The organism is Erythrobacter sp. 3-20A1M (assembly GCF_018636735.1).
GTDB lineage: Bacteria > Pseudomonadota > Alphaproteobacteria > Sphingomonadales > Sphingomonadaceae > Alteriqipengyuania.
In genome coordinates this window covers 1,516,117-1,533,708 of sequence record NZ_CP045200.1, presented here as the reverse complement: position 1 = coordinate 1,533,708, position 17,592 = coordinate 1,516,117, and the positions used below count along the sequence as shown (strand labels likewise).

The 17,592-nt window shown below is 65.0% G+C and carries 18 protein-coding genes; 10 read left to right on the top strand and 8 right to left on the bottom strand.

Translation table 11 applies throughout. The features are described 5' to 3' along the window. Positions 1-46: 46 nt before the first annotated feature. Together F7D01_RS07630 and F7D01_RS07625 are read right to left on the bottom strand one after the other, a co-directional pair. A complete protein-coding gene (locus F7D01_RS07630; protein WP_251567213.1) occupies positions 47-952 on the bottom strand; it encodes a toprim domain-containing protein in 906 nt (301 codons plus the stop codon). Between the two features lie 246 nt (positions 953-1,198). After that, entirely contained in the window at positions 1,199-1,414 is a 216-nt protein-coding gene (locus F7D01_RS07625) for a hypothetical protein (protein ID WP_215229574.1), read from the bottom strand. Positions 1,415-1,917: 503 nt separating this feature from the next. Between F7D01_RS07625 and F7D01_RS07620 the strand changes: the two genes are divergently transcribed. The 5 genes from F7D01_RS07620 (at position 1,918) to F7D01_RS07600 (ending at position 6,564) form a co-directional block, all read left to right on the top strand. Beyond that, positions 1,918-2,142 (top strand): XRE family transcriptional regulator, encoded by a 225-nt coding sequence (locus F7D01_RS07620; protein WP_008601437.1) that lies wholly within the window; start codon positions 1,918-1,920, stop codon positions 2,140-2,142. Between the two features lie 6 nt (positions 2,143-2,148). Beyond that, positions 2,149-3,399 carry a type II toxin-antitoxin system HipA family toxin gene (locus tag F7D01_RS07615; protein WP_215229573.1) on the top strand — a complete coding sequence of 417 codons (1,251 nt, stop codon included), beginning with the start codon at positions 2,149-2,151 and terminating at the stop codon, positions 3,397-3,399. Between the two features lie 198 nt (positions 3,400-3,597). Further along, the gene (locus F7D01_RS07610; protein ID WP_215229572.1) at positions 3,598-4,392 is read left to right on the top strand and encodes a hypothetical protein; all 795 of its coding nucleotides are present in this window, start codon (positions 3,598-3,600) and stop codon (positions 4,390-4,392) included. Positions 4,393-4,487: 95 nt separating this feature from the next. Further along, positions 4,488-5,855 carry an NAD-dependent succinate-semialdehyde dehydrogenase gene (locus tag F7D01_RS07605; protein ID WP_215229571.1) on the top strand — a complete coding sequence of 456 codons (1,368 nt, stop codon included), beginning with the start codon at positions 4,488-4,490 and terminating at the stop codon, positions 5,853-5,855. A gap of 22 nt (positions 5,856-5,877) precedes the next feature. Next, positions 5,878-6,564, top strand: coding sequence for an SDR family NAD(P)-dependent oxidoreductase (locus F7D01_RS07600; protein WP_215229570.1), 687 nt, complete (start codon positions 5,878-5,880; stop codon positions 6,562-6,564). 16 nt (positions 6,565-6,580) lie between these two features. Here the strand turns inward: F7D01_RS07600 and F7D01_RS07595 are convergent, their stop codons facing one another. After that, positions 6,581-8,845 carry an NADP-dependent malic enzyme gene (locus F7D01_RS07595; RefSeq protein ID WP_215229569.1) on the bottom strand — a complete coding sequence of 755 codons (2,265 nt, stop codon included), beginning with the start codon at positions 8,843-8,845 and terminating at the stop codon, positions 6,581-6,583. A gap of 157 nt (positions 8,846-9,002) precedes the next feature. Here F7D01_RS07595 and mutS point away from each other — a divergent pair, with 157 nt between their 5' ends. Together mutS and F7D01_RS07585 are read left to right on the top strand one after the other, a co-directional pair. Then, entirely contained in the window at positions 9,003-11,603 is a 2,601-nt protein-coding gene (gene mutS, locus F7D01_RS07590; protein ID WP_215229721.1) for a DNA mismatch repair protein MutS, read from the top strand. 45 nt (positions 11,604-11,648) lie between these two features. Further along, positions 11,649-12,056 (top strand): YidH family protein, encoded by a 408-nt coding sequence (locus F7D01_RS07585; RefSeq protein ID WP_215229568.1) that lies wholly within the window; start codon positions 11,649-11,651, stop codon positions 12,054-12,056. 3 nt (positions 12,057-12,059) lie between these two features. Here the strand turns inward: F7D01_RS07585 and F7D01_RS07580 are convergent, their stop codons facing one another. From F7D01_RS07580 to gluQRS, 5 genes are read right to left on the bottom strand one after another with little or no spacing between them, the layout of a single operon-like run. Then, complete coding sequence (locus F7D01_RS07580; RefSeq protein ID WP_215229567.1) at positions 12,060-12,440, bottom strand: hypothetical protein; 381 nt, start codon at positions 12,438-12,440, stop codon at positions 12,060-12,062. A 51-nt stretch (positions 12,441-12,491) separates the two neighbouring features. Continuing rightward, positions 12,492-13,361 (bottom strand): 3-hydroxyacyl-CoA dehydrogenase NAD-binding domain-containing protein, encoded by an 870-nt coding sequence (locus F7D01_RS07575; protein ID WP_215229566.1) that lies wholly within the window; start codon positions 13,359-13,361, stop codon positions 12,492-12,494. Between the two features lie 37 nt (positions 13,362-13,398). Then, complete coding sequence (locus F7D01_RS07570; protein WP_215229565.1) at positions 13,399-13,974, bottom strand: cob(I)yrinic acid a,c-diamide adenosyltransferase; 576 nt, start codon at positions 13,972-13,974, stop codon at positions 13,399-13,401. A 27-nt stretch (positions 13,975-14,001) separates the two neighbouring features. Beyond that, positions 14,002-14,232, bottom strand: a complete 231-nt coding sequence (locus tag F7D01_RS07565) for an HIG1 domain-containing protein (RefSeq protein WP_215229564.1) — start codon at positions 14,230-14,232, stop codon at positions 14,002-14,004. Between the two features lie 9 nt (positions 14,233-14,241). After that, positions 14,242-15,078, bottom strand: a complete 837-nt coding sequence (gluQRS, locus tag F7D01_RS07560; protein WP_215229563.1) for a tRNA glutamyl-Q(34) synthetase GluQRS — start codon at positions 15,076-15,078, stop codon at positions 14,242-14,244. Positions 15,079-15,253: 175 nt separating this feature from the next. Between gluQRS and F7D01_RS07555 the strand changes: the two genes are divergently transcribed. The 3 genes from F7D01_RS07555 to F7D01_RS07545 all read left to right on the top strand — a co-directional run bounded on the left by F7D01_RS07555 (position 15,254) and on the right by F7D01_RS07545 (position 17,588). Further along, positions 15,254-15,817 carry an HNH endonuclease gene (locus F7D01_RS07555; RefSeq protein WP_215229720.1) on the top strand — a complete coding sequence of 188 codons (564 nt, stop codon included), beginning with the start codon at positions 15,254-15,256 and terminating at the stop codon, positions 15,815-15,817. A gap of 602 nt (positions 15,818-16,419) precedes the next feature. Continuing rightward, positions 16,420-17,013 (top strand): PEPxxWA-CTERM sorting domain-containing protein, encoded by a 594-nt coding sequence (locus tag F7D01_RS07550; protein ID WP_251567154.1) that lies wholly within the window; start codon positions 16,420-16,422, stop codon positions 17,011-17,013. Between the two features lie 128 nt (positions 17,014-17,141). Continuing rightward, complete coding sequence (locus tag F7D01_RS07545) at positions 17,142-17,588, top strand: DUF3429 domain-containing protein (RefSeq protein ID WP_215229562.1); 447 nt, start codon at positions 17,142-17,144, stop codon at positions 17,586-17,588. Positions 17,589-17,592: the final 4 nt, after the last annotated feature.

Below are 17,592 nucleotides of genomic sequence, written 5' to 3'. Positions count from 1 at the left end.
GGACACGCCCTCTGCCGGATCAGGAATTCGAGAAGCCCTCTCTCCTCTACGGCGCCGCCTTGCGGCGCAGCCATGCTGTCAGTTCATCGTTCCAGTCGGTGCCGCGTGAGGATGGTTTGCGAACCTGGATCGTCCGTCCATCGCGGGCATAAGTGGCCAGGCCACGCGACGCAGCCAGCTCGCCGCCAGCATCATGATCGACGAAGAGGTGAAGCTCGGTCACGCTCTCAGGCACGCTGACTAGGCCGAAGCGTTCATTGCCCAGGGTCGCCCAGATGGGAATACCAGTAAGAGCATAGGCCGACATCGCGCTCTCGATGCCTTCAGCAAGGCCGAGCTTGCCGGAAGCCGGGGCGAAGAGGCGGACCGCAGCTTCACCGAGCGCCCCGAGCGCGCGTTTCGGTCTGTCGAAATCAGCCTTGGCAGTGCCCGAAAGGAACGTGCGATGGACGGCGATCGGCCCCTCGTCGAGGCTGACCGCCGCAATCATGGCCGGCAAAAAGCGGGTGCGACCCTTCGGACCAAGCGGCGTTCGTGGATGGAAGCGGAGCGCCGACGATGCGGCGAGGATGCCGCGGCTCTCAAGATATGCCTTTGCCGGACTGGCACGTAGCGGCTGTGCATCGCTCCAAATCCTCAGCGCTGCCGCCGAGGGTTTGCGGGTGCTGGTCGATTCGGGTTCGTTGGTGGTCGCAGAACCTGAAAAAAGCGCCGGTGCCTCGAAACCTTCACGCGCCAGAGCAGCCAGCACGCTCTGCTGGTCGCATCCCGCAAAACAGTGGAAGAGGATGGCCTGTCGGCCGAGCGACACACCGAGTGACGGTGTGCGGTCATCATGCGCAGGGCAACAGGCCATGCCCTTTGTGCCGGACCATTTGCCGCCCCGGTCTTCACAGATGCGGCGGGCGGTTGCTTCCAATGAGCTTATCTTGATGGAATATGGGTGAGACATGGCACATCGCGATCCTTTCGGCTCGCTCACAAAGGCCCTCCTCCCCTCCAGCCCGTCTGTATTGTGAGAACAGGTTGGAGGGGATTCACATCTGCACTGCGAGCCCTTCTGTTTGGGCGTCACATCGACATCACCGCGCACCCGCGAGGTCTACCCATTAGTCGCAGTGACTTCTCACTATCGCCGTTAATTCTTATTGTTGCCCCACGACTTGGTCAGTTCAGATCATGCGATAACTTGCGATCCCTATCGAAAATTTCGATCCGATCTTTCCTTCTGTAAAGCGCGTCGTGCCCTTGGAAGGTAGTCGCGCCAAGTCCGCAGATGAATGATATGGCTGATTTTTCTGGGCTTGCTCATTCCCGCCATCGCAGCAATCGCCATTCTGCCATGGCCGTCCTTACCTGCCTCACAAGCGAATAATGTCTTCGCGCGTTCGATTTCCTCGTCTGAATAATGCATTCGATGCTCCATCGGGTTGGACCTGCGAGAGCGTTCGAACGAAATTCGGCGAACCCTCTGCAGGGTCCGCCGGTTAACCTCCAACTGGAGGACGGGACCTCGGAATTCTTCCGAGGCTGTCGGCTTGTGCCGACATGCGTGACGTTTGCGATATAGTCGCTGAGACAATTCGCGCAACTGCACAGCGACTTTGAAGTACAATGGTCAAGCCACGGCCTAGCGACCTCTCACTAGCGCCTCTCCACTCAGCCATGGCCATCGTAAGCCTCGTGCAGGAGGCGTTGAAGCATTTTCCTTCGGTAAATCTGCTTCAAGCGAAAGAGCACAAAAACATGACATATCATTTCTATTTGCGTAATTTCGCATGATATGTCATATATCGGGCCATGCCCCGTTCGTCTCGAGCTGCTAGCGGACTACCGCCCCAGAGCCAACGTGCAATTACACGGCTAGGCAAGGATATCGCCCTTGCTCGCCGCCGGAGAAAACTTCCTCAGCGTTTAATGGCCGAGCGCATGATCGTCTCGGTTCAAACGCTGCAACGCCTCGAAGCGGGGGATCCTACCGTGGGCCTCGCGGTTCTGGCGAGCGCCCTGCATGTCCTTGGGATGACACAGCGCCTTGCCGAGCTGGTAACCCCAGACAGTGACCGGGCTGGCATCAGCGAGGATTTGTCCCGCCTGCCCCAAAAGACCCACGCTGTCAGCGACGATGATCTGGATTTCTAGCAAGCCGTGACGACCATCCGCACCTATGTCTTCGTGCATCTAGAGGAGGGGCCTGTTCCGGCAGGCCTTCTCACGATGACCGACGAACCGCGCAACCAGTTTGCTACCTTCGCTTACGGGCGGCGTTATCTGGAACGCACTGACCGTATTCCGGTCGATCCTGTAGCTCTACCGTTGCACGAAGCTGGAACTTCTCGAACGTTCAGGACGGAAGAAGGCTTTGCCGTGTTCGGTGGCATTCGGGATGCTGCTCCCGATGGCTGGGGCCAATACCTGATGTACAAGGCGATGGGCGATCGCTTGCCGAGCGAAATCGATCTCATTCTGGCCTCGGGCGAACATCGTGTAGGGGCGCTCGCCTTTGGGCCGACATCCGCCCAGCCGGAGAGAATTACGCCATGGGGGGGTGGCCCTGCTCCGGGCGAAGAGTTCACGCTCGCAGAGCTAGCGGAAGCCGCCGAACGCGCGCAGCATGTCGACGAACTCGACGAGAACTTAAGAGCCTTGCTGGCAGCCGGATCATCTCTGGGCGGCGCCCGGCCGAAGGCTGCTACAAAAATCGGCTACCAACCCTGGATCGCGAAATTCCAGAAGCGGGGAGACAGCTTTCCCGAATGCAGGGTCGAACTAGCGACAATGCGGCTTGCCAGCGAGTGTGGTCTCGACGTTCCGCCACTCGACTTCCGCTGTGTCCTTGATCGCGACATCTATCTGATCGAGCGGTTCGATCGGATTCCTCACGGCAACTGGCTGGAACGCAGGCCCTTTGCTTCCGGGCTCACAATGCTCGGGGCGCATGAGAGCGAGGTCAGCAGCTTCAGCTATGCGGATCTCGCAGGAGCGATCCGGCAATTCGGAACCGAAGTGCGCCAGGATCTACATGAGCTATTTCGTCGAATGCTGCTCAATATCCTCGTCACGAATGATGATGATCACCTACGTAATCATGGCTTCCTGTTCGATGGTGAGGGTTGGCGGCTATCGCCGCTTTACGATGTAGTGCCGAAACCGCAGCTGGGACTGGAGCGACGGCTCGTCCTCGGCGTGGGGCCGGAAGGCCGCAATGCAACGATCGAGAATGCTCTCGCCGGTGCCGCGGTCTTCGACCTCAGCCATGATGACGCGAAAGCAATCGCCGAAAACATGAGCAGAACCGTAGCGACACGGTGGGAACAGCTGTTCACGGAGGCTGGGATAAGCGCGGCTGACCGCAAGCGTTTCGCAACCTGCTTCCGATTGGCAGCACCCGCGTCATGATCGCAAACGCAGAAGTCCGTCCATGGGGGTGCGTGCTTATCAAATTTGGCATGGTGATTACCCGGTGATTGCTAGCCGAGAAAATGGGCATCAAAAAATGCTGATTAATGATTATATATCAGGGTCATACGATAGTATGACCACTAAGGTGTGGTACTTCCGCTACCGTCGGCGCTGAGGCCCCCGAATTGGAATAGCATGACCTTCGACCTCGCTTTCGTGACGCAGAACCCGCTGGTCGAGCGACTGATCGATCGCTTCGGTCGGCGCACGCTGGGCATCGTCGCGGCGATCGTGGCGGAATTGCTGATCATCCTGCTCCTGCTGACGCTGGGTCGCGGCGAGCCCCCGCCCAAGCCGCCACTGGAGGCGGTGACCGCGTTCGACGTTTCCGCCCCGAAGCCCGAACAGCCGCAAGCGGAGGCCGAAGCGGCGAAGCCCGAGCCTTCCCAGGCCGCCTCATCGAGCGATCGGCCGCAGCCGGTCGCGCCTGCGCCGCCTCAGCGCAAGCCCGCGCTGACCCTGCCCGACGTCCCTCTCGCGCAACCTTCCGCCCCGGCGCCCGAGCCTCAACCGTCCAGCCCGCCCCCGCAACGTCCCAAACCGCAGGTGAAGATGGGTGCGATGCAGGGGCCGATGCTGGGCGCCACGGCCAGCAGCATTTCGAACGACACCCCCTTGGTCGGAACCGCGCCCGACGGGCAGCCGATGTATGCCGCGCGCTGGTATCGCGAGCCGACTCACGACGAGCTCGCCGGTTATCTCTCGACCGCGAGCGGGCCCGGCTGGGGCATGATCGCGTGCAAGACCGCACCGCAGTTCCGCGTCGAGAACTGCGTCGCGCTGGGCGAGTCCCCGCAAGGATCGAACATCGACCGCGCGATTTTGGCCGCGGCGTGGCAGTTCAAGGTCCGCCCGCCTCGAATCGGCGGCCGCTCCCTCGTGGGAAGCTGGGTCCGGATCAGGATCGATTATACGCAGCGGGGTGCCTGAGGGGCGGAGGCATCGATCGTCGGAACGCTTCGCGCCGACCCGCGCTGATGGGATGAAGGGCCACTCGCGCCCTCCCCATTCATCAGGAGCGCCCCATGATCACCACCCGCAACCCGGCCACCGGCGAAGAACTCGATCGATACGAAGAGCTGACCAGGCACGAGATCGAGACGAAGCTGGCGACGGCGACGGACGCGTTCGGCGAATGGCGCCTGTCCACGATCGAGCGGCGAACCGAGCTGCTCGAAAAGCTCGCCGAGACCTACGAGGCGAACGAGGAGAAGCTGGCACGGCAGGCGACGCTGGAAATGGGCAAGACCATCGCCTCCGCCCGCTCCGAAGTGCAGAAATGCGCCAAACTGTTCCGGCATTATGCGCAGGAAGGCGCGCCGATGCTCGAACCGCTTTCCTGGCAGCTGGGCGATGGCGGGCGTGCCGAGGGGCGCTGGCTGCCGCAAGGTCCGGTGCTGGCAGTGATGCCGTGGAACTTCCCCTATTGGCAGGTCGTGCGCTTCCTCGCGCCGACGATCCTGGCGGGTAATGTCGGGCTGCTGAAGCATGCGAGCATCGTGCAGGGCACCGCCGCGCTGATGGAGGAGATGATGATCGAGGCGGGCGCGCCCGAGGGTGTGTTCCAGAACCTCGCGATTTCCTCAGATCCCGTGGCCGACATCCTCGCCGACGAGCGCGTGATCGCCGCGACCGTGACCGGCAGCGAGGGCGCGGGTCGTGCGGTGGCGCAGCAATGCGGCAAATATCTGAAGAAGGTCGTCCTGGAACTCGGCGGCTCCGACCCGTTTGTCGTCATGCCCAGCGCCGACATGGAAGAAGCGGTGGAGCAGGCGGTCAAGGCGCGTATCCAGAACACCGGGCAGTCGTGCATCTGCGGCAAGCGGATGATCGTACACGCCGATATTTACGACGACTTCCTCGACCGGTTCAGCGCCGCGATGAAGGATGTGACGGCGGGCGACCCCTTCGAGGACGATACCGACATGGGGCCGCTTTCCAGCCAGGAGCAGCTCGACACGGTGCTCGACCAGCTCAAGACCGCGCAAGACGAAGGGGCGAAGCTGCTGTTCGGCGGCGAGCCGACCGATGGCCCGGGAGCCTACATCAGCGCCGGCATCCTGACCGATGTGCCGTTGGACAGCGAGACCGCGAAGGAAGAGATCTTCGGCCCGGTCGCGCAGCTTTATCGAGCGGAGGATATCGACGACGCGATCCGCATCGCCAACGCGATCCCCTTCGGACTCGGCTCCTCGGTATGGACCAATGATGACGAAGAGCGCGAACGCTTCGTGCGCGATATCGAGGCGGGGATGACCGCGGTGAACCAGTTCCTCGCCTCGGCCCCCGAGGCACCTTTCGGCGGGGTCAAGCGGTCCGGCCATGGGCGCGAACTCGCCCGGTTCGGGCTGCATGAATTCATGAACCTCAAAACGGTGATGGTGCCCGGTTGAGGCGGCGGAAGGACGACGACAGATGGCAGACGACAGGAAAATCCTCATCATCGGGGCCTCGCGCGGGATCGGGCTGGGCCTTGCGCGGGAATTCGCGCAGCGCGGCTGGAAGGTTTTCGCCAGCGAACGCAGCGAAGGCGACGCGCTGCACGACGCGGCCGAGGAGCACCGACCGCGCATCGAGATCGTGACGGTCGATGTGACGCAGCCCGACAGTTACGAAGGGCTGAAGGGCAAGTTCGGCGAAGGCGCGCTCGACGCGATAATCGTCAATGCCGGCATATCGGGCGCTTCCCACCAGTCCGCGGTGCAGGCGAGCGCCGACGAGGTCGCGCATGTCATGATGACCAACGCGTTCGGCCCGGCGCGGCTGGCGCACGAGCTGCTGCCGCTGGTGAAGGACGGCGGAACGCTCGGCCTGATGACCTCGCGCATGGGTTCGATCGCCGATTCATCCGGTGGATACGAGCTCTATCGCACCAGCAAGGTGGCGCAGAACATGCTGGCGAAGGGGATCGCGGAGCAGCAGGCCAAGACGCGCGGCATCGCGGTGCGCTCGCTGCATCCCGGCTGGGTGCAGACCGACATGGGCGGACCCCATGCGAAAATCACGGTCGAGGAAAGCGCCGCAGGCCTTGCCGACGTGATCGAGAGTGCCGAAGGCGGCTATCGCTTCGTCGACTATTCGGGCGATGAGCTGCCGTTCTAGGCAGCCCCCGTCCGTTTCACCCGACCACGCCCGCCGCGGCGAGCACTGCCAGCGTGAGAATGTCGGGCGCGATCGCCGTCATCGGGGCGATCTGCACCGGCTTTTCCGAACCGATCGTCATCGGACCGATCGTCGCGTCGCCGCCCAGTTCGCGCAGCAGCTTCGCCGACAGGTTCGCCGATTGCAGCCCCGGCATGATCAGCACGTTGGCGGGGCCGGACAGGCGGCTGAACGGATAGAGCGCCATGACCTTCGGGTTGAGCGCGGCGTCGGGCGCCATTTCGCCTTCGTATTCGAAGGTGACGCTCTCGTCCTCGTCGAGCAGGTGCACCGCCTCGCGGATATTCCCGAGCCACTGGCCCGACGGGTTGCCGAAGGTGGAGTAGGAGAGGAAGGCGACGCGCGGCGTGTGGCCCATGCGCCGCGCCACCGCGGCGGTTTCCTTCGCGATGTAGACGAGCTGTTCCGAGGTCGGCCGCTCGTTGATGGTGGTGTCGGCGAGGAAGGTCGTGTGGTTCTTGCCGATCAGCATGTGGATGCCGAACGGCGTCGCGCCCGGCTTCGCGTCCAGCACGCGGGATATCTCCCGCAGGCTCTGCGCGAAGGGTCGCGTCACGCCCGTGATCATCGCATCGCCCTTGCCCAGCACGAGCAACAGCGCTGCGAACACGTTGCGTTCCTGGTTGACCATCCGGCGCACATCGCGCTCGGTATAGCCGCGCCGCTGGAGCCGTTCGTAGAGATAGTCGACCATCGCCGGTACATGCTCGCTGTCGCGCGAGTTCTGGATTTCGAACGCGTCGATATCGTCGACCGCCAGCGCGGCAAGCTGCTCCTTCACCGCGTCCGTCCGGCCCACCAGCACCGGCGTGCCATAGCCGAAATCGCGAAACTGGATCGCCGCGCGCAGCACCACGTCCTCCTCGGCCTCTGCGAAGACGACGCGCTTGGGATTGGCGCGCGCGTCTTCGTAGGCGCGGGTGAGCACCGAGGTCGTCGGATTGAGCCGCGACTTGAGCGAGAGGCGATAGGCGTCGAAATCCTCGATCGCGTCCTGCGCCACACCCGAATCCATCGCCGCCTTGGCGACGGCGGAGGATACCACCTCCATCAAACGGGGGTCGAACGGCGCGGGAATGATGTAATCCTGCCCGAATTGGTGGTTGACGCCATAGGCGGCGGCGACCTCGTCCGGCACGCGCTCGCGCGCAAGGCTGGCGATGGCCTCCGCCGCGGCGATCTTCATCTCCTCGTTGATCGCGGTCGCCCGGACGTCGAGCGCGCCGCGGAAGATGAAGGGGAAGCCCAGCACGTTGTTGACCTGGTTGGGATAATCCGACCGGCCGGTTGCGATGATGGCGTCGGGGCGGACCCGCTTGGCATCGTCGGGCATGATTTCGGGCACCGGGTTCGCCATCGCGAAGATGATCGGCTGATCGGCCATCTTCTCCACCCATTCGGGTTTCAGCGCCCCGGCGGCGGACAGGCCGAGGAAAATGTCGGCCCCATCCAGCGCCTCTTCCAGCGTCCGCGCCTCGGTTTCCACCGCATGCGCGCTTTTCCACTGATCCACGTCTTCGCGCCCCGGATAGATCGGGCCCTGCCGGTCGCACACGATCACCTGGTCGCCCGGAATGCCCAGCGCCTTGATCAGCGCGGTACAGGCGAGCGCGCTGGCCCCCGCGCCGTTCACCACCATACGGCAGTCCTTCAGCTCGCGCCCGGTCAAGTGACAGGCGTTGATCAGGCCCGCCGCCGCGATGATCGCGGTGCCGTGCTGATCGTCGTGCATGATGGGGATGTTCATACGCTCACGCAGCGCTTGCTCGATGATAAAGCATTCGGGCGCGGCAATGTCTTCCAGATTGATGCCGCCGAAGCTCGGCTCCATCAGCGCGACCGCCTCGATGAACTTGTCCGGGTCCTCGGTATCGAGTTCGATGTCGATCGAATCGACGTCGGCGAAGCGCTTGAACAGGACCGCCTTGCCTTCCATCACCGGCTTGGACGCCAGCGCGCCGAGATTGCCCATGCCCAGGATCGCGGTGCCGTTGGAAATGACCGCGACGAGATTGGAGCGCGCGGTGTATTTCGCCGCGTTCGACGGATCGTCGGCGATCGCCTGAACCGGTGCCGCGACGCCGGGCGAGTAGGCCAGACTGAGGTCGCGCTGCGTCGCCATCGGCTTGGATGCGACGATCTCGATCTTACCGGGGCGGATGGTCTCGTGGTAGAACAACGCTTCGCGCGTCGTGAAGTCGGTCTGTTTATCGTCGGCCAAGGTCTGCTCCTTCAGGCCGTGCCCTAACGTCACTTCCCACGCAGCGATAGGGTAAAGCACCGGCGGGGATAGGATCGGCGCGACGCTTCCCGAATCGAATCCCCACCCGCTAGGCAGGTCCACGATGGCCGGTTCGAAGAACAGCGGGGCGACCCCGATGATGGAGCAATACCTCGCGTTGAAGCGCGAGGCGGGCGACTGCCTGCTGTTCTATCGCATGGGCGATTTCTTCGAGCTGTTCTTCGACGACGCCAAGCGCGCCGCCGGCGTGCTCGACATCGCGCTGACCAGCCGGGGCGAGCACGGCGGGGAGCCGGTGCCGATGTGCGGCGTGCCGGTGCATTCGGCAGAAGGCTATCTCGCGCGCCTGATCCGTGCCGGGTGCCGGGTCGCCATCGCGGAACAGGTCGAAACGCCCGACGAAGCAAAGGAGCGCGCGAAGCGTGAGGGCTCGCCCGTGTCCAAGGCGCTGGTCGCGCGCGACATCGTGCGCTTCGTCACCGCGGGCACGCTGACCGAGGACGCGCTGCTCGAACCGCGCCGCGCCAACACGCTCGCCGCGCTGTGCGAGGTGCGCGGGCGGGTGGGCCTCGCCCATTGCGACATTTCGACCGGGCGCATGGTGCTGGAGGAGTGCGCGCCCGAAGCCGTGGAAGCGGCACTCGCCCGGATCGGCGCGCGCGAGGTGGTCTTGCCCGACGGCTTCGATCCGCCGGTGGAAGACGCGATCGTGCGGCCCGATGCGGACTTCGCCAGCGATGACGGCGAAGCGCGGCTGAAGGCGCTGCATGGCGTGGCGACGCTCGACGGGTTCGGCGGCTTCACCCGGGCGATGCTGGCGGCGGGGGGCGGGTTGCTCGCCTATCTCGAGCACGCCGGGCGCGGCACGCTGCCATTCCTGCTGCCACCGGAAGCGGCGCAGGGCGAAGCGCACCTGGCGATGGACGCGGCGACGCGCAGCAGCCTGGAGATTATCGCCGGGGCGAAGGGTGGGCGCGAGGGCAGCCTGCTCGCCGCGATCGACCGCTGTTCCACCGGTGCCGGCGCGCGGCTGCTGGCGGAGGACCTCGCCGCCCCGCTCACCGATCGCGCCCGGATCGAGGACCGGCTGGCGCTGGTGCGCTTTTTCCACGACGATCCGCTGCTGCGCGCCGATCTGCGCGGGGTGTTGCGCGCCGTGCCCGATCTCGCCCGCGCGCTGGGGCGGCTGGTGGCGGGACGTGGCAGTCCGCGCGATCTGGGACAGATCCGCGACGGGCTGGGCGAAGCGCGTCGCATCCGCGACCATCTCGGCCAACAGGCCGACCGGCCCGCGCTGCTGGAGGCGTTGCTGCCGAAGCTGGGCGGCCATGGGGCGCTGGTCGATCATCTCGAGCGCGCGCTGGTCCCCTCCCCGCCGACGGAGCGGCAGAACGGCGGCTATATCGCGCAAGGGTACGACGCCGCGCTGGACGAATTGCGCGAGGTTTCGGGTAATGCCCGGCGGGCGATCGCGGCGATGGAAGCCCGATACCGCGACGAGACCGGCATTGCCGCGCTCAAGATCAAGCATAACGGCGTGCTCGGCTATTTCATCGAGGTCCCGAGCAAGCATGCCGATCCGCTGATGGCCCCCGACAGCGGGTTCACCCACCGGCAGACCATGGCGGGTGCGGTCCGGTTCAACTCGCTGCAATTGCATGAGGAAGCGAGCCGCATTTCCGAAGCGGGCGGGCGGGCGCTGGCGGCCGAGGAATCGCATTTCAAGGATCTGGTCGGCACTGTCTGCGAGGCACGCGAGGCGATCGCCGCGACCGCGGGTGCGATCGCCCGGCTGGATGTCGCGGCGGGGCAGGCCGAACGCGCAGCGGAGGGCAACTGGTGCCGTCCGGAAATCACCGACGACACCGCGCTGGCGATCACTGCCGGGCGACATCCGGTGGTGGAGCAGGCGCTGCGCGCCAACGGTAACGAGCGGTTTGTGCCCAATGATTGCCGCCTCGCGCCCCACGACCGGCTGTGGCTGATCGGCGGGCCGAATATGGGCGGCAAGTCGACCTTCCTGCGGCAGAACGCGCTTATCGTGCTGATGGCGCAGACGGGCGGCTACGTGCCCGCCGAAGCGGCGCGGATCGGGATCGTCGATCGCCTGTTCAGCCGCGTGGGCGCGAGCGACAATCTGGCGCGCGGGCGCTCGACCTTCATGGTCGAGATGGTGGAGACGGCCGCGATCCTGAGCCAGGCGACCGAGCGGAGTTTCGTGATCCTGGACGAGGTCGGGCGCGGGACCAGCACATATGACGGGCTCGCGCTCGCTTGGGCGGTGGTCGAGGCGGTGCACGGGACCAATCGCAGCCGCTGCCTGTTCGCGACGCACTATCACGAACTCGCCCGGCTCGCCGAAAGCTGCGATGCGCTGAGCCTGCACCATGTGCGCGCGCGCGAGTGGAAAGGCGATCTGGTCCTCCTCCACGAACTGGCCGAGGGACCGGCGGATCGCAGCTACGGCCTGGCGGTGGCCAAACTGGCGGGCGTGCCGAAGGAAGTGGTCGCCCGGGCGAAATCGGTCCTCGATAGACTGGAGAAAGGACGCGCCGAAACCGGCGGGCTGGCGGCCGGGCTCGGCGACCTGCCCCTGTTCAGCGCGGCGCTGAAGGCGCAGGAGGAAGAGTGCGACAGCTTGCGCGAAACCCTGCGCGCGCTCGACGTCGATGCGCTGAGCCCGCGCGAGGCGCTGGACCGGCTTTATGCATTGAAACGCGAAGCGGGCGAGGACTGACATCCATCAATTGTAAAAGCGCATGCGCGCGCTAGCCTGTCGCCCATGGCACAGGACGATCCTGAGGAAGACGATCCGCGGGTGAAGTGGGCGGAGGTCCGAACGGACCTCGCCGAAGATCGCAACATCATGTCGGTGGAGCGTACCTTTGCCGGCTGGTTGCGCACCGCGCTGGCCGCGATCGGCATAGGGGTCGCCTTCAGCGCGCTGTTCGGCGAGTTCGATCCGCCCTGGCTGGCGAAGGCGATCGCCACCGCGTTCATCATGGGCGGCGCGGTGCTGGCCTTCGTCGCTCAGCGCCGCGCCTGTATCACGCTCGCCAAGCTTTCGTCGCACCACTTGAAGCCGGCATCGCTGCCGAACTTCAAGCTGTTGTCCTATGGCCTGATCCTCGGTGCGCTACTGTTGGTCGCGGGGCTGTGGATTCTCAACGACGGGCTTGCCTTAGCCTGACGATCAGCTCTCCGGGACGTCGCTGCCGTCCGACGTCAGCTCCTTGTCGAGCTTGTTCGACCGGCCGTACTTGTCCTCGTTATCGTCCATATTGGGCTCGCCGCGATAGGCGTCCATGTCGATCCGGCCGGAGCTTTCCATGTCGCGCATGTGATCGACGGTGTCCTGCGTCGAATCGTTCATCAGGCCCGACTTGTTGTCTCCCTTCACGCTTTCGGTCGGACTGCGCGTCTCGCGCGTTGTCCCTTCCGCCTCCTCGGCGACTTCCTGTGCCTGGCTGCGGTGATCGTCCTGCTCGTCGTTGTGCATCTCGGGCGCCTGGTCGGCCATGCGCGCTTCCTTGCTCTCGCCGACGTCGGGGGTGGTCTTCTTGTCGTCGCTCATGCTGGTATCTCCTTTGCCCCATGAACGAGCGGCTTTGCGGCCCGGTTCCGCCTATCTGGTAGGCCGGGGCTCCTCGCCCGAATAATCATAGAAGCCCCGGCCGCTCTTGCGGCCGAGCCAGCCCGCCTCGACATATTTCACCAGCAGCGGCGCGGGCCGATATTTGCTGTCGCCGGTGGTGTCGTGGAGCACGCGCACGATCTCCAGACAGGTGTCGAGACCGACGAAATCGGCCAGCTGCAGCGGCCCCATCGGGTGGTTGAGACCCAACCGGCAGCCCTTGTCGATATCGGCGATGCTGGCGGTGCCCTGCCCCAGCACGAATACCGCCTCGTTGATCATCGGCAGCAGGATGCGATTGACGACGAAGCCGGGCTCGTCCTGGCTCAGCACCACTTCCTTGCCCAGGCTTTGCGCGAAAGCGGTCATCCGGTCGGTCGTCTCTTGCGCGGTGGCGAGGCCGGGGATGACTTCGATCAGCCCCATGACCGGCACCGGATTGAAGAAATGCAGCCCGATGAAGCGCGCCGGATCGGGCGCGTGGTTCGCCATGCGGGTGATCGGGATCGAGCTGGTGTTGCTGGCCATGATCGCGCCTTCACCCAGCACCGCTCCGGCCTTCTCGAAGATCGCCTGCTTGATCGCTTCCTTCTCGGTCGCGGCTTCGACGATCAGCTCGGCCTCGCCCATCGGGGCGTAATCCGCCACGGGGGTGATACGACCCAGCGTCTCGTTCGCCGCCGCTTGGTCGATCTTCTCCTTGGCGACCAGCCGATCCAGCGCCTTGGCGATGCCCGCCTTCGCGTTCTCGGCAGTGGCGAGGTCGATATCGGCCAACAGCACGTCGATCCCGTGCGCCGCGACCGTCTGCGCGATGCCGGAGCCCATCTGGCCCGCGCCGATGATTCCCACCGTCTTCATGATCGTAATTCCCCTGTTTGCGTCTGCCTGGCGCGCGCTAGCGATTGGCGCCCGGCACCCATAGCGGATCGCCGCCCGCATCGGCATTGGCCGCGCGGGCGAGTGTGAACAGATAGTCCGACAGGCGGTTGATGTAGGCGAGCGCCGCCGGATTGACCGGCTCCGCAGCCGCCAGCGCCGCCATGTCGCGTTCCGCCCGCCGCACGGTGCCGCGCGCCAGATGCAGGCGCGCCGCCGCCTCCGTCCCGCCAGGCAGGATGAAGCTGGTCAGCGGTTCGAGATCGGCATTCAGCCGGTCGATCCCCTGCTCCAGCCGGTCGACTTGCGCGGGGACGATGCGCAACACCATTTCCGATGGCGCGAAATCCTCGTCCTCGCCCGCCGGGGTCGCGAGATCGGCGCCCAGATCGAACAGGTCGTTCTGAATGCGCCGGACATCGTCCGCCGGCGCGCCCGACAGCTTGCGTATCGCGAAACCGAGCGCCGAGTTGGCCTCGTCCACCGTACCGATCGCGGCCATGCGCGCATCGTGCTTGGGCCGGCGCGAGCCGTCGACCAGGCCGGTCGTGCCGTCGTCGCCGGTGCGGGTGTAGATCTTGTTGAGCTTGACCACGTCGCAAAAGGGGGGAAGCGCGCGCGCCTAGCTGGCGACCGCGAGCAACACCGCAACCACCACGATGGCGAGCGCCTGATACTTGATGCGGTTGAACATCATCTTGTTCTGCATCAGCTGCAGCTCGCTCGCGCGATCGCTGGACTGATCCTCCAGATCCTCCCGCGTGCTTTGCAGAAACGCGATGATCCCGCGAACCAGAGAATAGACGACGAGGCCCATCAGGATCACGAGGGCGATGATGAGGATTGCGTTCATGCTTTCTATCTAGGCATTCTGCAGCGAAATGCCAGCGGGCCAGCGCCCCTCCCGCAACCGCTGCGCCCATTCCCGCCCGTCCTCGCCCGCAAGGCGGTGATCGGCCAGCGCGCGCGATCCCCGGCGCTTGGCGAGCTTCTTCCCCTCCGCGTCCAGCAGCAGCCGGTGGTGATGCCAGCGCGGCACCGACAGACCCAGCAGCGCCTGCAGCAACCGGTGCGTGTGCGATGCGGCGAACAGATCCATGCCCCGCGTCACCAGCGTCACCCCGTCAGCCGCATCGTCCAGCGTCGCGGCGAGGTGATAGCTGGCGGGCAGGCCCTTCCTCACCAGCACCGGGTCGCCCGCGGTGAGCGGATCGGCGCGCTGCTCCCCCGCGATCGCGTCGATCCAGGTGAGCGGCCCCGTCCGCTCCAGCGCCTTTGACACGTCGAGCCGCCAGGCGACGGGTCCTTCCGGTTCCTCGGTCCGATGGCGGCACGTGCCGGGATAGACGGGGCCTTCGGGTCCGATCCTCTCCGCCCCCGCCGCGATCTGTGTCCGGGTGCAGGTACACGGATAGAGCAGCCCCATCCCCCGCAACCGCTGTGCCGCATACTCGTAGCTGGCGATCCGGGTCCCCTGGGCGGGCACCTCCTCCCATTCGAGCCCCAGCCAGGCGAGGTCTTCGCGGAACTGCCCGGCCAGTTCGGGGCGCGAACGCGGGCCGTCGATATCCTCGATCCGCAGCAGGAAGCGCCCGCCGGGCTCCGCCCGCGCCAGATCGTGCGCGGTGATCGCAGACAGGGCGTGGCCCCAGTGAAGCTGGCCGTTGGGACTGGGGGCGAAGCGAGTGACGATCGTCATGTCAGGGGCATCGGTGTTGCGAAGACGACTCGCGCGAAGTGGAAAACACTGTGGATAGCGTGTCTGTAACAGGCTTGACGCTTTTTGCCGCAAGTGGTGCTTTGATCGAAATCAGCTGGGGACGCACACCGTGTTCAAGTCCGATCTGATCGAAAACCGGTCCCGCTTCCGCACCATGGCGGAGGATGCGGGTTGCAACCTTTCGGCCTGCCCCGCGCTGGTGCTGAACGCCGACTACACGCCGCTGTCCTATTATCCGCTCAGCCTGTGGCCGTGGCAGACCGCGATCAAGGCGGTGTTCCTCGACCGGGTGGATATCGTCGAAAGCTACGACCGGCGCGTGCACAGCCCCTCGCTCGACATGAAGATCCCCAGCGTGATCGCGTTGCGCGACTATGTGAAGCATTCGGAGTTCCCCGCCTTCACCCGCTTCAACCTGTTCCTGCGCGACCGGTTCGCCTGCCAGTATTGCGGCAGCGGGCAGCACCTGACCTTCGACCATGTCGTGCCCCGGCGCCTCGGCGGCAAGACGACGTGGGAGAACATCATTACCGCCTGCGCGCCGTGCAACATGAAGAAGGGCGGTCGCACCCCGCGCCAGGCGCACATGCACCTCGCCTGCGACCCGATCCGCCCGACCAGCTGGCAATTGCAGCAGCACGGCAAGAGCTATCCGCCGAACTACCTCCACGAAACCTGGCGCGACTGGCTCTATTGGGACATCGAACTGGAGGAGTGATCGCGGCACGCATGGAACACCGAAGGGGGTGTTTTGCGAAACTGCGACTTTTGGATTTTCGGCTCAGCTTCAAGGGCTTGTTGCGGGAAACCGAACGTTCGGTGTCAACTTCCGGCAACGGAGCGGGAGGAGCTACGGCAGACATGACGCGTAGCTAATCGCGTTTGGGCCGGGTAGGAAAGCGGCCATCGCCGACCATACTCAGCGACGCGCAGACAGGCGGGCGCTAGACCGACGCGCAAGGTGTGGGGAGCGCGAAAGTTGCCGGGGACCCCGCGCTACGCTCAGCGGAGGAAGAAGCGCATGAACAGACGGCGCGATCCGCCCCATCAGGTGGCAATTGCAGCAGCACGGCAAGAGCTATCCACCCAATCACACGAAACCTGGCGCGGCAGGCTTTATTGGGACACCGCGCCGGAGGAATAAATCGGGCTGCGAATGCAGGATTACGCGCGCGCAGGATTACGCGCGCGTTCGGCTCAAAACAATCAGCGCACCCTTGCGTTCCATCGGAATTTTGATTTGTTTTCAAAGTGCCTTTGATGGCTCGCGCGCCAAGGAACTGTTAACCATCGTAGCCGACGGGTAACAGGAGAAAGACCTTGCGCAAGATTTCGATTAACCGGGCGATCCTGCTCACCACGAGCGCGCTCGCGCTTGGCCTTACCGCGACCACGGCGCAGGCAGCGCCCTTCATCGTCAAGCTCAACTCCGATTTCAGCGACACGCCGGTGAGCTTCCGCTTCATGGGGGGCACTTTCACCTTCAGCGGCACCGGCGATATCTTCGGGCCCCTCGCTGTTTCCACCAGAGGCAACGCAGCCGTGCGCAACGTCTTCGGGAGCCCTTCGGTCGACTTCGTCAACCGCGGCACGGTCACCTATGATGATTCGACGTTGGGCGGATATGGCTCCTTTCCCCGTGCCACGGCGGCCCCCTATTCGAATGGCGACAATTTCCTCGGTTTGCGGGTCGGATCGGCAGGCAACTACTTTTACGGGTTTGCGTATACGACCAACACCACACTGAATTCGTTTGGATTCCAGACCACGCCGAATACCGCAATCACCGCCACCGCCGGCGGCGTGCCGGAGCCTGCCACTTGGGCGCTGATGTTGCTCGGCTTTGGCGCTCTGGGCTGGGCCATGCGGTCGCGCAAGCCCCGCCTTCGCAGCGCCGGCCTGTCCTACGCCTGACGGTCTTGGCGCGCGGTATGCGCGGCTCCTCGACTGGCGTCGCGCATACCGCCGCTGCCCACATTCGGCGACATCGGACACAAATCCCTGCATGCGGCATGCTGTGAACCCGATGGGTTGAGGTCGGCATGAGCGACCGCGAGACCACCCCCCTCCCCAGCATCATATTCGGCTACGGCCCGATGCTACCCTTCGTCGCGGGAGCGCTGGGCGTGTGGCTGGGCACCCCCGCGTGGCAGGCGCTGGCGCTGTGGCTTACGCAGGTATGGGGCGCTCTCATCCTGGCGTTCGTCGCGGGTGTCCGGCGCGGCTTCGCGTTCGAGCGCGAGCGTGCCTCCACCCCGGTCGAGATCGCGACGATGATCCCTTACGTGGTGCTCGCCGGGCTGGGCGTGCTGTTGCCGCCGCTGTGGGGCGTGATGGCGCTGGCGCTCGGCTTCGCGCTGGCAACGCTGATCGATACCCGCGCGGCGAAGCGTGGCAACGCACCCGCCTTCTTCGCGCGGCTGCGCCCGACCCAGTTCCCGATCGCCGTGCTCAGCCTGCTGGCGATCGCGGCGCGGGCGGTGGTCTAGCAGA